Consider the following 13,096-nt stretch of genomic DNA (forward strand, 5'->3'; position numbering starts at 1 on the left):
AATAGCTGATGGTTGCTGACCTTCATTTAACAGGAGTCCGTACAATGTCCGTTGCAGTCGGTGTGGGTGTCATTATCGTCAATCAACAAGGTGAGGTGTTACTGGGTAAACGTTGCGGTCAGCACGCCCCTTATTGGTCGATTCCCGGTGGCCACATGGAGGCCGGAGAGTCTTTTGAACAAGCCGCAAAACGTGAAGTAGCCGAAGAAACAGGCTTAAATATCAAAGAGATGAATGTTATCGCATTATGCAATAACATCGCCACCTGGCGCGCAGAAGGTAAACATACCGTTTCCGTTTGCTTGTTGGCGCAACACGCCGGTGGGCAGCCAGAGCTGAAAGAACCTGACAAGTGTCAGCAATGGCTATGGTGCAATCCGCGGGAATTACCCGAACCTCATTTTGAAGCCAGTCGTCATGCCATCGATTTATGGTTAAATAAGCAGTTCTATTACCCCTTCGACTAAAAAATACCATTATATAACAAGGTATATAACCCTTTAATTTAGAGAGATATTTGTGGTATAGCGCTAAAACTGACTCATACCTCGCATTTATATTCAGCAAATCTGAACTAATATTGCTAAATACCCCTAACGAGTTAGTCATCAGCACCAAATCCCCCTACAATAGACCCACTTATTTTATGGGAAATACTTATCGCTAGTGGATAAGGGTCTGTTGGCAGATTATCTGGCCTTTTGAGTATCGAGGCATTAGATAACTTCGTTTTACCAATAACTATTAGATATATTAAGTGGGGCAATTTATGAGCAAGAAACAAACTGGCTTCGTGAAGCGACGCCGGTGGGGATGGTTATGGCTCCTGCTGATCGGCATCATTATTGGTGCTGCACTATTAGCAGGTACCGCCACCGTCTTTCATAAAACCAGTGATACCGCGTTCTGCGTGTCCTGTCACACCATGCAACAGCCACTGGCTGAATATCAAGGCAGTGTCCACTTCCAAAACACCAAAGGCATCCGTGCTGAATGTGCTGACTGCCATGTGCCACACGAACCGCTTGATTATCTGTGGACCAAAATCCGCGCGGTCAAAGATATCTACGGTGAAATGGTCGGCACTATTAATACACCTGAGAAATATGAAGCCCATAAGCTCGCCATGGCGCAGTCGGTATGGAAAACGCTAAAAGAGAATGATTCGGCCACTTGCCGCTCATGTCACAGCTTTGATGCGATGGACATCACCGGACAAAGTGCTGAAGCGCGTATTCAGCATCCGGTGGCTATTAAGCAAGGTGAAACCTGTATCGATTGCCATAAAGGCGTGGCCCATATCCTGCCGGATATGAGTGAGGTGACCCAGGCTGGCGCGGCAGAGTTGGCAACGGCGGCGGCACAAACACCCGCAACGGCGACCACCTTATATACCATCGCCACCGAGCCTTTCTTTATGAGTGCTGGTGACAGCCATAACGCCGGTAACCTGATGCCCTCAACACAAGTTGAAGTGGTAAAACAGCAAGGTGATCAGGTGTTGGTTGATGTTAAAGGCTGGCAGCAAGATGGGGTGGCCGAAGTGTTCTATGCCGCACAAGGGAAACGTATTCTGAGTGTATTACTGGGCGAGGACGCACAAAAAGCGCTGAAAACATTGAACACGCAGACCGATGCAGAAACCAATCTGGTTTGGCATCAAGTTGCACTACAGGTGTGGTTACCTAAGAAACAACTCGTTGATGATAAACAGAAAATTTGGCGCTATGCCGCTGATATGATGTCGGCCAACTGTACCGGCTGCCACGGTTTAACCGCACTGGATCGCTTCAACGCTAACCAATGGATTGGGGTAATCAAAGGCATGGCACCACGCACCTCCCTGACTCAGGAACAGTTGCGTGTGATGACACAGTATGTACAAAAACATGCCAGTGATATGCCGGCCAAGCTGTAAATAAGAGGCGAAAATGACTAAATACGAACAACAACCGTTAGAAATGAGCCGCCGTCGCTTCTTACTCGGAACCAGCGCACTGGCTGTATTGCCTATCGTTGGTGGCCTGTGGCCCAAATCTGCATTAGCCCAAGCCATCAGTCAGGCATTACCTCAGTTTCTGGCACTGCGTCAGGCGCAAAAAGGTATTCTGACCGGCGCTCATTGGGGCGCATTTGAAGCTATCGTCGAGAATGGCCGGATGATCGGTGTGCAACCTGTCAAAGATGATCCATGGCCGAATGACCTGATCACTATGGCACCCTATCAGGTGCATGCGGATAACCGCATCAAATACCCGATGGTGCGTAAAAGTTGGTTGGAAGGTGGCCCCGGTAGCCATACCGAACTGCGTGGCCGGGATGAGTGGGTACGTGTCAGTTGGGATAAAGCCACTGAACTGGTATGCGGCGAAATTGTGCGGGTGCAGAAAGACCACGGCCCGCAAGCGCTGTACGCCGGATCTTATGGCTGGAAAAGTGTGGGGATGCTACATAACAGCCGCACGCTACTACAACGCTTAATGAACCTGAGTGGGGGTTTTTTGGGCTATGCCGGTGACTATTCAACCGGTGCGGCACAGGTGATTATGACCCACGTCATGGGGTCAATGGAGGTCTACGAACAGCAGACGGCCTGGCCAAACGTGGTAGATAACAGCGAGCTGGTGATCCTCTGGGGCTGTAACCCGATGATCACCTTGAAAAACAGTTGGAATATCCCCGATCATGTGGGTCAAACTGGTTTTGAAGCGCTGAAGAAGAAAGGTACCAAAGTTATCAGTATTGATCCGGTGCATAACGACAGTGCTAAATTCACCAATGCACAATGGATTGCGCCACGGCCATATACCGACAGCGCCATGTTGATCGGTATCGCCCATACGCTATTAACAGAAAAACTGCATAATCCTGACTTTATAAAAACCTACACCATTGGTTTTGATAAATTCCAGGCCTATCTGCTCGGTGAAACTGACGGTCAGCCGAAAAACGCAGAATGGGCGGCGGATATCAGTGGTGTGGATGCCGATGTGTTGCGCCAACTGGCGCGAGATATGGCTAAACAGCGCACCATGATTATGGGCGGTTGGGGGATTCAACGTCAGCATCACGGTGAGCAGCAACACTGGTTACTGGTCACCGTCGCGGCAATGCTGGGCCAAATTGGCCTGCCGGGTGGCGGCTTTGGCTTCAGCTATCACTACTCCTCTGGCGGTAGCCCAACGGCCAAGGGCGGCATTTTACCGGGGATTTCTGCCGGGAGTGCACCGAAGAACTCACCATCGCCGATTCCAGTGGCGCGGATTGCCGAATGTCTGGCCAATCCGGGGAAAGTCATTGATTTCAATGGCACCAAAGTCACCTATCCAGATGTGAAAATGGTCTACGTTGCCGGTGGCAATACTTTCCACCAGCATCAGGATACCAACAATCTGGTGAAAGCCTGGCAGCACCCTGAAACCATTGTGGTTAACGAACCCTATTGGACCGCCACCGCTAAACACGCCGATATCGTATTACCGGCGACCACCAGCTATGAGCGTAACGATCTGGAGATGGGCGGCGATTACTCGCAACTTTATGTCTTCCCGATGCACCAATGCGTGCCGCCACAGCATGAAGCGCGTAATGATTTTGATATCTTCGCGGCGATGGCCACCAAGCTGGGAGTGATTGATGCCTTTACCGAGGGCAAAGATGAGACTCAGTGGCTGAAAGCGATGTACGACGATATGAAGTCTCAGGCCCGTACCGCACGGGTCGCTCTGCCGCCATTCGATATGTTCTGGCAATCGAACAACTACATTCGCTTCCCTATCCCCGAAGCGAACCAGCAGTGGGTGCGCTTTGCTGATTATCGTGACAATCCATTGCTCAACCCGCTGGGTACCCCGTCTGGCAAGATTGAGATCTACTCCGATACTATCGCTAAAATGGAATACGCTGATTGTCAGGGGATCCCGACCTGGATGCCACCTCATGAATGGTATCGCGGGGTGGAAGCGAAGAAATATCCACTGTCGCTAAACACCGCACACCCAATCAACCGGCTGCATTCACAGTTAGATAACACACCACTGCGTGAAAAATACGCCGTGGCCGATCGGGAAGCGATACTGATAAGCCCACAGGATGCCAAGGGGCGTAACATTGTTAATGGCGATTTAGTCCGTGCGTTCAATGACCGTGGGCAGATATTGGTAGGTGCTGTGGTATCTGAAGATGTACGTCCAGGGGTGGTGCGCATCAGCGAAGGGGCATGGTTTGACCCGGCGGATCCAGCGGTACCGGGTTCTCTTTGTAAGAACGGCAATATCAACTGCCTGACTTTCGATATTGGTTCTTCCAGTCTGGCGCAGGGTAACTGTGGGCAAATGGCGCAGCTTGAGATTGAGAAGTATACCGGGCCGGTGCTGAAAAACACCGCGCATGCAGTTCCTGCCGGGGCTTAGCCGCCAGAAGAACCAAGGGTTAAGCGTACCAACAGGCACACCGGCGTTTCGCGCCGCTTACGGCCCGAACAGCACGCTTTCCCTTAAATTACTGACAAAGTCCCGGCCTCTTGGCTGGGACTTTACTTTATAGCGGTAGGCTAAAAGGCGGCCAAGAGACGGTTTTTATTCCCCAACAAGGAGCACTTCAATCCCACCTTTTCGTAATCCATTCAAACTTTCCTCTGGAATACCTTTATCGGTGATAACCATATGTATGCGCTGGGTATCAATTATTTTATGCAGGCTGGAACGGTTAAATTTACTGGAATCAGTGACCACAATGATGCGTTCCGCGACTTCACACATTCGGCGATTTAGGCGAGCTTCGTCTTCATTATGCGTGCTCACACCGCGCTCAAGACTGATGGCGTCTACACCAAGAAAAAGTATATCGAAATGATAATTTTGCAAGGACTGGTCAGCCTGATCCCCATAGAAGGAAAGGGACTGGCGGCGTAAGTGCCCTCCTGTCATCAGCAATTCCACCCCCTCAGCCTCAAGCAGCGCGTTCGCCACATTCATGCCGTTTGTCATAGCAATGACCTCCTTATGATTACGCATATGACGCGCTATTTCATTAGTGGTCGTGCCCGAGTCCAGAATCACGCGGTGCCCAGGTTTAATCAGATTTGCAGCAACGCGAGCAATATCGCGCTTTAAAGAAATATTAAGGGAGCTTTTATCTTCTACCGTGGGTTCAACGCCAGGTGTGCCAGCATCACACACCAGCGCACCGCCGTATGCACGTACAGCAATCCCCTGCTTTTCCAGAAAGGCCAAATCGTTGCGGATAGTCACCGTAGAAACACCAAAGAATGACGATAAATCATTAACCTGAACACTTCCTTGCTGACGAAGCCGCTGAATTATCTGCTCACGCCTTTCACTGGTGCCCGTTATACGCTTGTCCATTACTGAATCGGTATTGCTCATATCAGATCCTTCCCAAAAGCCTTTCGTTTCATTTCACTTCATCTATTAACACCTTTCTTTTGCCGGAAAGCAAGTCTTTACATTAGGCCAAACCGTGCTATCACCCGATAAAAAAACCTTTCACTATGTTTCTTTTGCGAAACAGATCTCATTTCCGTTATCTTTCGTTTTGTTTTTATAAACCCATAAAGCAGTATCAATGAAACAAACCGAAAGACACAAGTAATCAAAAACCCATACGGAGAGGAAAGTGAAACATTTAACCGAGTTTGTGGCCGACCATAAGCACGATAAGCGATGTGGCATTTTTGCCGTCTGTTCTGCTCACCCATTGGTTCTGGAAGCAGCAATGCGCCACGCCCGGGACGCGCAATCCATCTTATTAATAGAAGCCACCTCCAATCAGGTGGATCAGTATGGCGGCTATACCGGTATGACCCCAGATGACTTCCGTGGTTTTGTTGAGCAACTGGCGGATAAACATCACTTCCCTCGCAATCAGTTGGTGTTAGGGGGCGATCATCTGGGGCCAAATCGCTGGCAAAACGCCCCAGCCGCAGAGGCTATGTCTCATGCAGAAGAACTTATTCGCCATTATGTCGCGGCTGGCTTTAAGAAAATTCACCTTGATTGCAGTATGTCTTGTGCAGATGACCCAGTGCCATTAACAGATGAAATCGTCGCCGGGAGAGCAGCAAGGCTTGCCTTAATTGCAGAACAGACCCGCAAGGAAAAACAAGGTTCGTCTGATCTGGTTTATGTTATTGGAACGGAAGTCCCTGTTCCAGGAGGAGCACATGAAACGCTGTCAACGCTGGTGGTCACCTCTCCCCAAGCGGCAAAAGCAACGCTCGAGGCTCATCGTCATGCTTTTGAACAACAAGGTTTGCACCACCTGTGGCCACGCATTATCGGGCTAGTCGTCCAACCCGGTGTAGAATTCGATCATACTCATGTTATTGATTATCAACCTGAGAAATCTCTTGCTCTGAGCCAGACTATCGAAGAGTTTGACACGATGGTCTTTGAAGCTCACTCCACCGATTACCAAACTCCGCTCGCCCTACAACAGCTAGTTCAGCACCACTTTGCCATTTTGAAAGTGGGTCCGGCACTCACTTTCGCGTTACGTGAAGCGCTATTTTCACTGGCCGCTATCGAGCAGGAACTCCGCCCCGCATACCAATGTTCGGGGCTACGAGATGTGCTGGAAAGCGTCATGCAGGAACACCCGGAGCACTGGAAACAGCATTATCACGGTAATAACGATGAACGTCGTCTGGCGCGCGGCTACAGCTATTCTGACCGCGTTCGTTACTACTGGCCCGATCACCACATTGACCAGGCTTATGCTCGGTTAGTAAATAATTTAACGGACAAACCACTGCCCTTGCCGTTGATCAGCCAGTATCTGCCACTTCAATACGTTAAGGTCCGTGAAGGCCGGCTCGCGGCAACACCGCACGAACTGATTATTGACCATATTCAGGATGTATTGCGCCAGTACCATGCAGCCTGCATGGGAACATCGTCATCCCATTAACACAATGATAATAAGGAATAAAACATGCCAAACATTGTATTAAGTCGTATTGATGAGCGCCTGATTCACGGCCAGGTTGGTGTTCAATGGGTTGGTTTTGCCGGAGCAAATCTGGTGTTGGTTGCCAATGATGAAGTTGCCGAAGATCAGGTTCAACAAAACCTGATGGAAATGGTTTTGGCAGAAGGGATTGCCGTGCGCTTCTGGCCACTGCAAAAAGTGATCGACAATATTCATCGTGCAACCGATCGGCAGAAAATTTTACTGGTCTGCAAAAGTCCCGAAGACTTTCTAACGCTGGTCAACGGTGACGTACCCGTGGCCCGAATCAATGTCGGCAACATGCATTATGCCGAAGGTAAACAACAAATAGCGAAAACCGTCTCTGTCGATGATCAGGATATTGCCGCTTTCTATGGCCTGAGAAAAGCAGGGGTGGAATGTTTTATTCAGGGCGTGCCGACCGAGCCCGCTCAGGATCTCTACAAACTCCTCTGAGGTATTTTCTATGGAAATTAGCTTATTACAGGCATCCGCGTTGGGGATTCTGGCCTTTATTGCTGGCTTGGATATGTTCAACGGCCTGACACATATGCACCGCCCGGTGGTCCTTGGGCCGTTGGTTGGCCTGATCCTTGGCGACCTTCATATGGGGATACTCACCGGTGGTACTCTGGAACTGGTCTGGATGGGGCTTGCTCCACTGGCCGGTGCCCAACCGCCGAATGTGATTATCGGGACTATTGTCGGCACGGCCTTTGCTATTACTGCCGGTGTAAAACCGGAGGTCGCGGTTGGGGTTGCCGTGCCGTTCGCCGTGGCGGTGCAAATGGGCATCACCTTCTTGTTCTCTATCATGTCTGGTGTGATGGCGCGCTGCGACCGGATGGCGGCAAATGCGGATACCGACGGCATTGAACGCGTTAATTATCTGGCCTTGCTGGCTCTGGGTACGTTCTATTTTCTGTGCGCATTCTTGCCCATCTATTTTGGTGCTGAGCATGCGAAGACGGTCATTGATGTCTTGCCAGCCCGCCTGATAGACGGCCTTGGTGTAGCTGGTGGCATCATGCCTGCAATCGGCTTTGCCGTATTGCTGAAAATAATGATGAAAAACGTTTATATCCCCTACTTCATTCTTGGCTTTGTTGCTGCGGCCTGGCTGAAACTACCGGTACTGGCGATTGCCGCCGCAGCCTTGGCAATGGCGTTAATCGATTTCATGCGTAAAGACTCAACTCCGCAGCAGACTTCCAGCACTCAGAAAGAGGAATTCGAAGATGGTATCTAATACTCAGGTTCTGCCAAGCGCTAACGTCACTGAAAAGCCGGTCATTGATAGCAACGACAATATCTATGAAGACCAAAGTATCGGTGCGGAGCTGACAAAGAAAGATATCAACCGCGTGGCATGGCGTTCCATGCTGCTGCAAGCCTCATTTAACTATGAGCGTATGCAGGCTTCCGGCTGGCTGTATGGCATATTGCCCGCGCTGAAAAAGATCCACACCAATAAAAATGATCTGGCGCGGGCGATGAAAGGCCATATGGGGTTCTTCAACACCCATCCTTTCCTGGTGACGTTTGTCATCGGCATCATACTGGCGATGGAACGTTCAAAACAGGATGTGAACAGTATTCAAAGTACGAAAATCGCCGTTGGTGCGCCACTGGGAGGAATTGGTGATGCGATGTTCTGGCTGACCTTGCTCCCCATCTGTGGCGGTATTGGAGCCAGTTTGGCCCTGCAAGGTTCGATCCTCGGCGCAATCGTATTTCTCGTGATGTTTAATGTCGTCCATCTTGGGCTTCGTTTCGGGCTTGCTCACTATGCCTATCGCATGGGTGTCGCGGCTATCCCGCTTATCAAAGCCAATACACTTAAAGTGGGGCGAGCGGCTTCTATCGTTGGGATGACGGTGATCGGTGCACTTGTCGCCACCTACGTTCGCTTGTCCACCACGCTTGAAATCACCGCAGGCGATGCTGTGGTTAAGCTGCAAACCGATGTTATCGACAAACTGATGCCAGCCTTCCTCCCACTGGTATACACCCTCACGATGTACTGGTTAGTGCGCCGTGGCTGGAGCCCTCTGCGACTCATCGGGCTGACCGTGGTATTAGGCGTTGTTGGAAAATTTGGCCACTTTTTGTAAGCAAGAGGAAACTCCATGTTAAGCATTATTCTTAGCGGTCACGGTGGGTTTGCCACCGGACTGGAAAAAGCGATGAAACAAATACTTGGCGAACAACAGCAAGTGATAGCCATCGATTTTCCTGAAAGCTCCTCCACCGCGCTGCTTACCGCTCAGTTTGAAGAGGCGTTAGCTAATCTGGATGAAAAAGAAGGGCTGATTTTTTTGACGGATTTGCTCGGAGGTACCCCCTTCCGCGTGGCCTCGACGCTGGCAATGCAGAAAGCAGAACGTGAAGTGATCACCGGAGTAAATCTACAGCTTTTGCTGGAGATGGTGCTGGAGCGCGATGGCCTCAGTAGTAAAGAGTTCCGCCTTCAGGCGCTAGAGTGTGGTCACCGAGGGTTGACCAGTCTGGTGGACGAAATGGGCCGTTATCGCGAAGCCGCCCCTGTCGAGGAAGGTATATGACAGCACTGTTGCGAGCCAGACGGGTGCTGACCGAGCATGGCTGGCTCGACGACCATCAGTTACGCATAGATGGCAACACCATCGTTGCCATCGAGCCAATCCCCGCAGGGGTTACGCTGCGCGACTTTGAACTACTGTGCCCAGCCTATATCGATATTCATGTCCACGGCGGTGATGGTGTCGATGTCATGGATGACTCGCCAGAGATACTGGATCAGTTGGCATTGTATAAAGCACGCGAAGGGGTGGGTGGCTGGTTGCCGACCACCGTCACCGCTCCCCTTGGGGAAATAGAGTGTGCACTGCGGCGTATTGCGCAGCGCTACCATCAAGGTGGACAAGGTGCGACGGTGTTGGGTAGCTATCTTGAAGGCCCTTACTTCACCCCGCAGAACAAAGGGGCACATCCACCGGAGCTGTTCCGTGAGCTGGATATTACTGAGCTAAACAGGTTGATTGACGTGTCACAACACACATTACGTGTTGTGGCATTGGCACCTGAGAAATCGGGTGCGCTGGCGGCGATTAAGTATCTAAAAAGCCAGGGGATAAAGGTCATGCTCGGCCACAGCGCGGCGAACTATGAAGAAACTATTCGTGCGTTTGATGTGGGAGCCGATGGACTGGTGCATTGCTTTAACGGTATGACCGGTCTTCATCACCGTAATCCCGGCATGGTTGGCGCAGGGCTCACCGATAAGCGAGCATGGCTTGAGTTGATAGCAGATGGTCACCATGTTCACCCCGCAGTAATGAGCCTTTGCTGTACCTGCGCCAAGCCTCGAGTATTGCTGATAACCGATGCGATGAGCGCGGCTGGAATGCCTGATGGCGACTATACGATTTGCGGTCATCCAGTAACAATGCAACAGGGTATTGTCCGTACTGCCTCTGGAGGGCTGGCCGGAAGTACACTTTCGTTGGATGCAGCGGTGCGAAATCTGGTCAATAACGTGGGTGTCCCTGCTGCGGATGCGATTCATATGGCCTCGCTGCACCCTGCCAAAATGTTGGGACTTGACCACACATATGGTTCTCTGTCGGCAGGCAAACGAGCCAACATTATCGCGCTTGATTCGCGGCTCATGCTACAAACCATTTGGATTGATGGACAACGAATCGCCCTGTAGACCTTTCATTATATATCACTTTGGTTTGTGGCCGATTCCGCCACAAACCTTTCTTTTCCTTTCTTTATGCTCTAAGCCATGTATTAAATAAATATAATATATCCATATAAATCAATAAAATAAAAACATAAATCCCACTTCCAGATCACGTTTTTCGTTTTATTACTTTTCTTATATTGACCTTTCGTTTTCTTTTCTATAGATTTTCACTTAGACATAAAATTGATGAAATGAAATGAAACGAAAGATTGTCATGTTCTACTTTGTACTGACCCATTGAATATGTACTACTAAGGACTGAGTTATGAGCGAAACCCAATCTGCCGGTACTTGCGGCACATCAACCTGGACTGAAAAAGAGATCCGCCAGCAACCAGCAAGCTGGATCCGATCGTTAAAAAACATTGAACGTCAACGTAACGATATCGACACTTTCCTTGCGCCGCTCCTGCAAACATCTGACCTACAGATTGTCCTGACAGGTGCCGGTACCTCAGCATTTATCGGCGATATTATTGCACCGTGGCTGTCGCGCCATAGCGAGAGAAATTTTGTCGCAGTGCCCACAACGGACCTCGTTACTAATCCTGCTGACTATTTATCTCCCCAGCGCCCGACACTGCTCATCTCCTTTGCACGCTCCGGTAACAGCCCTGAAAGCGTCGCCGCAGTAGACTTAACCAACCAACTTGTCAGCCAGTGCCACCATCTGGTCATCACCTGCAATGAAGCCGGCAGCTTGTATCACAATGCGTTGAAAAGTGATAACGCACTGGCACTGTTAATGCCAACCGAAACCCATGACCGTGGTTTCGCCATGACCAGTAGCATCAGTACCATGATGGCCAGTTGTTTGGCGGTCTTCGCCCCCGAGGTCATCAACAGCACCAGTTTTCAGGATGTCGCAACGCGCTGTAAGCAGATAGTTACTTCGCAGGGCGACTTTAGCACTGCCGTATTTGGTGACCTGCCCTTTAAACGGATTGTTTACCTCGGCAGTGGCGGATTACAAGGCGTGGCGCGCGAATCTGCACTGAAAGTGCTGGAGCTAACGGCAGGTAAATTAGCGGCGTTTTATGAGTCCCCCACCGGCTTTCGCCACGGACCAAAATCACTGGTTAACGCTGAAACGCTGGTTGTGGTGTTGGTTTCAAGCCACCCTTATACCCGTCAATACGACCTCGACTTACTGGCTGAGTTGCGCCGCGACCAACAAGCGATGCGCGTCGTAGCGATTTGTGCCGAATCCAGCCCAGAAATCGACGCAGGCCCGCATATTTTGTTACCCGCAGCCCGAGAGTTTATTGATGTCGAACAGGCGTTCTGCTTCCTGATGTACACACAGATTTTCGCTCTCAGCGAATCTATCAAAGCAGGTATCACCCCCGACACGCCTTCCGCCAGCGGCACGGTAAACCGTGTAGTGAAAGGCGTCGTTATTCATCCCTGGAAAGGCTGAGAGGATCACTACATGAGCATTATTTCTACCAAATATCTTTTGCAGGATGCGCAGGCTCGGCGCTACGCCGTACCTGCTTTTAATATCCATAACGCGGAAACCATTCAGGCCATTCTAGAAGTTTGCAAAGAGATGCAATCACCGGTGATCCTTGCAGGTACGCCCGGCACCTTTAAGCACATCGCTTTTGAAGAAATCTACGCACTGTGCGAAGCCTACTCTGAAAGTTATGGCATGCCGCTCGCGCTGCATCTCGACCATCACGAGTCACTGGACGATATCAGCCGCAAGGTCAACGCCGGTGTACGCAGTGCGATGATTGACGGTAGCCACTTCCCATTCGCTGAGAATGTGGGTCTGGTGAAGAGTGTCGTCGATTTTTGTCATCGCCACGATTGTAGCGTTGAAGCTGAGTTAGGCCGTCTGGGGGGGGTGGAAGACGATATGGATGTCGATGAGGAGAGTGCTTTTCTCACTGACCCACAAGAAGCGCGTCGCTTTGTGGAACTTACCGGTGTCGATAGCCTCGCGGTTGCGATAGGAACAGCCCACGGCCTGTACGCCAAACGGCCAAAAATTGATTTCCAGCGCCTGGCAGAAATCCATGAAACCGTCGATATTCCATTGGTTCTACATGGTGCAAGCGATGTCCCTGATGACTATGTCAGACGAGCCATTGAACTGGGTGTTTGCAAAGTAAACGTAGCAACTGAGTTGAAAATCGCCTTCGCCGCGGCGGTGAAAAAATGGTTTGGCGATAACCCGGAAGGTAACGACCCGCGCTATTACATGCGCGTCGGTATGGATGCCATGAAAGACGTCGTGCGCAGTAAAATCATCGTCTGTGGATCAGCTAATAAGTTAATCCCCGAAACTGAAACCTCGCTATAAATCTTGTGTCATCAAAATGTTGCCCGGCTACCGTCGGGTAACATCATGAATTCTAATCATTATCAGACTCAAAGCACCGA

Annotated in this window: 12 protein-coding genes; 11 read left to right on the forward strand and 1 reads right to left on the reverse strand. The window is 50.4% G+C overall.

Annotated features, from left to right (window positions below):
* The first annotated feature begins 44 nt into the window (after positions 1-44).
* The 3 genes from Q2T71_RS13270 (at position 45) to torA (ending at position 4,412) form a co-directional block, all read left to right on the forward strand.
* Positions 45-467: an NUDIX hydrolase gene (locus Q2T71_RS13270; RefSeq protein WP_372559381.1), complete on the forward strand. Its 423-nt coding sequence runs from the start codon at positions 45-47 to the stop codon at positions 465-467.
* Positions 468-769: 302 nt separating this feature from the next.
* Positions 770-1,918, forward strand: a complete 1,149-nt coding sequence (locus tag Q2T71_RS13275) for a NapC/NirT family cytochrome c (RefSeq protein WP_372559382.1) — start codon at positions 770-772, stop codon at positions 1,916-1,918.
* A 13-nt stretch (positions 1,919-1,931) separates the two neighbouring features.
* Positions 1,932-4,412 (forward strand): trimethylamine-N-oxide reductase TorA, encoded by a 2,481-nt coding sequence (gene torA, locus Q2T71_RS13280; protein WP_083158373.1) that lies wholly within the window; start codon positions 1,932-1,934, stop codon positions 4,410-4,412.
* Between the two features lie 165 nt (positions 4,413-4,577).
* Here torA and Q2T71_RS13285 read toward each other — a convergent pair whose 3' ends face one another.
* Positions 4,578-5,387 (reverse strand): DeoR family transcriptional regulator, encoded by an 810-nt coding sequence (locus Q2T71_RS13285; protein WP_083158372.1) that lies wholly within the window; start codon positions 5,385-5,387, stop codon positions 4,578-4,580.
* A 250-nt stretch (positions 5,388-5,637) separates the two neighbouring features.
* On the opposite strand from Q2T71_RS13285, the gene kbaZ reads away from it, so the two are divergent.
* The 8 genes from kbaZ (at position 5,638) to kbaY (ending at position 13,016) form a co-directional block, all read left to right on the forward strand.
* The gene (gene kbaZ, locus Q2T71_RS13290; RefSeq protein ID WP_372559383.1) at positions 5,638-6,930 is read left to right on the forward strand and encodes a tagatose-bisphosphate aldolase subunit KbaZ; all 1,293 of its coding nucleotides are present in this window, start codon (positions 5,638-5,640) and stop codon (positions 6,928-6,930) included.
* Between the two features lie 24 nt (positions 6,931-6,954).
* The gene (gene agaV, locus Q2T71_RS13295; RefSeq protein WP_083158371.1) at positions 6,955-7,428 is read left to right on the forward strand and encodes a PTS N-acetylgalactosamine transporter subunit IIB; all 474 of its coding nucleotides are present in this window, start codon (positions 6,955-6,957) and stop codon (positions 7,426-7,428) included.
* Between the two features lie 10 nt (positions 7,429-7,438).
* Positions 7,439-8,221 (forward strand): PTS N-acetylgalactosamine transporter subunit IIC, encoded by a 783-nt coding sequence (gene agaW / locus Q2T71_RS13300; RefSeq protein WP_005193049.1) that lies wholly within the window; start codon positions 7,439-7,441, stop codon positions 8,219-8,221.
* Positions 8,211-9,086 (forward strand): PTS N-acetylgalactosamine transporter subunit IID, encoded by an 876-nt coding sequence (gene agaE, locus Q2T71_RS13305; RefSeq protein WP_372559384.1) that lies wholly within the window; start codon positions 8,211-8,213, stop codon positions 9,084-9,086. The genes agaW and agaE overlap by 11 nt, the downstream gene beginning before the upstream one ends.
* A gap of 15 nt (positions 9,087-9,101) precedes the next feature.
* Positions 9,102-9,536: a PTS galactosamine/N-acetylgalactosamine transporter subunit IIA gene (gene agaF, locus Q2T71_RS13310; RefSeq protein ID WP_005193054.1), complete on the forward strand. Its 435-nt coding sequence runs from the start codon at positions 9,102-9,104 to the stop codon at positions 9,534-9,536.
* The gene (gene nagA / locus Q2T71_RS13315; RefSeq protein WP_372559385.1) at positions 9,533-10,666 is read left to right on the forward strand and encodes an N-acetylglucosamine-6-phosphate deacetylase; all 1,134 of its coding nucleotides are present in this window, start codon (positions 9,533-9,535) and stop codon (positions 10,664-10,666) included. The genes agaF and nagA overlap by 4 nt, the downstream gene beginning before the upstream one ends.
* Positions 10,667-10,970: 304 nt before the next feature.
* A complete protein-coding gene (locus Q2T71_RS13320) occupies positions 10,971-12,125 on the forward strand; it encodes an SIS domain-containing protein (protein ID WP_372559386.1) in 1,155 nt (384 codons plus the stop codon).
* 12 nt (positions 12,126-12,137) lie between these two features.
* Positions 12,138-13,016 (forward strand): tagatose-bisphosphate aldolase subunit KbaY, encoded by an 879-nt coding sequence (gene kbaY, locus Q2T71_RS13325; protein ID WP_372559387.1) that lies wholly within the window; start codon positions 12,138-12,140, stop codon positions 13,014-13,016.
* Positions 13,017-13,096 lie beyond the last annotated feature (80 nt).

The sequence above is a fragment of the Yersinia sp. 1652 StPb PI genome (assembly GCF_041538345.1).
GTDB classification, from domain to species: Bacteria; Pseudomonadota; Gammaproteobacteria; order Enterobacterales; family Enterobacteriaceae; genus Yersinia; species Yersinia enterocolitica_E.

Excerpts from the sequence above, each read along its gene's own strand:
- Q2T71_RS13270 (WP_372559381.1), top strand. The coding sequence starts at position 45 with ATGTCCGTTGCAGTCGGTGTGGGTGTCATTATCGTCAATCAACAAGGT.
- Q2T71_RS13275 (WP_372559382.1), top strand. The coding sequence starts at position 770 with ATGAGCAAGAAACAAACTGGCTTCGTGAAGCGACGCCGGTGGGGATGG.
- torA (WP_083158373.1), top strand. The coding sequence starts at position 1,932 with ATGACTAAATACGAACAACAACCGTTAGAAATGAGCCGCCGTCGCTTC.
- Q2T71_RS13285 (WP_083158372.1), bottom strand. The coding sequence starts at position 5,387 with ATGAGCAATACCGATTCAGTAATGGACAAGCGTATAACGGGCACCAGT.
- agaV (WP_083158371.1), top strand. The coding sequence starts at position 6,955 with ATGCCAAACATTGTATTAAGTCGTATTGATGAGCGCCTGATTCACGGC.
- agaW (WP_005193049.1), top strand. The coding sequence starts at position 7,439 with ATGGAAATTAGCTTATTACAGGCATCCGCGTTGGGGATTCTGGCCTTT.
- agaE (WP_372559384.1), top strand. The coding sequence starts at position 8,211 with ATGGTATCTAATACTCAGGTTCTGCCAAGCGCTAACGTCACTGAAAAG.
- agaF (WP_005193054.1), top strand. The coding sequence starts at position 9,102 with ATGTTAAGCATTATTCTTAGCGGTCACGGTGGGTTTGCCACCGGACTG.
- nagA (WP_372559385.1), top strand. The coding sequence starts at position 9,533 with ATGACAGCACTGTTGCGAGCCAGACGGGTGCTGACCGAGCATGGCTGG.
- Q2T71_RS13320 (WP_372559386.1), top strand. The coding sequence starts at position 10,971 with ATGAGCGAAACCCAATCTGCCGGTACTTGCGGCACATCAACCTGGACT.
- kbaY (WP_372559387.1), top strand. The coding sequence starts at position 12,138 with ATGAGCATTATTTCTACCAAATATCTTTTGCAGGATGCGCAGGCTCGG.